At 74.8% G+C, this 417-nt stretch carries 1 protein-coding gene; it reads left to right on the forward strand.

Translation table 11 applies throughout. The features are described 5' to 3' along the window. Positions 1–417: lipid II flippase MurJ (locus tag G3I78_RS49285; protein ID WP_275424944.1), on the forward strand; the 417-nt coding region annotated here is incomplete at both ends.

A 417-nucleotide genomic window follows, 5' to 3' on the forward strand; every position in this document is an offset into this window, starting at 1 on the left:
GGTGGCCTTCCGCGCCGGGCTCACCCGCAAGGAGGCCCGCTCTCGGGACCCCGTACGGCTGCTCGTGGGGGCGACCCTGCCGCGGCTGACGCTGTTCCTGGCCGCCGTCGCCTCCCTGCTCGTCGTCGCCGCGCCGCTCGTCGTCGCGGTGCTCGCGCCCGGACTGCCCGATCCCGCGCTGGCCGTGGAGTGCACCCGGATGACCGCGCTGACCGTGCTGTCCTTCGGGATCGCGGGGTACTTCAGCGCCGCGCTGCGGGCACACCGCTCGTTCGTACCGCCGGCCGCGATCTACGTCTCGTACAACGTCGGGATCATCGGGACGATGATCGCGCTGCACGCGGTCTGGGGGGTGCGGGCGGCCGCCGCCGGGGTCGCCGCGGGCGGGCTGCTGATGGTGCTCGTCCAACTGCCCGC

Origin of the sequence: Streptomyces sp. SID13726 (genome assembly GCF_010548375.1) — a bacterium.
In the GTDB taxonomy this organism is placed as follows: domain Bacteria; phylum Actinomycetota; class Actinomycetes; order Streptomycetales; family Streptomycetaceae; genus Streptomyces.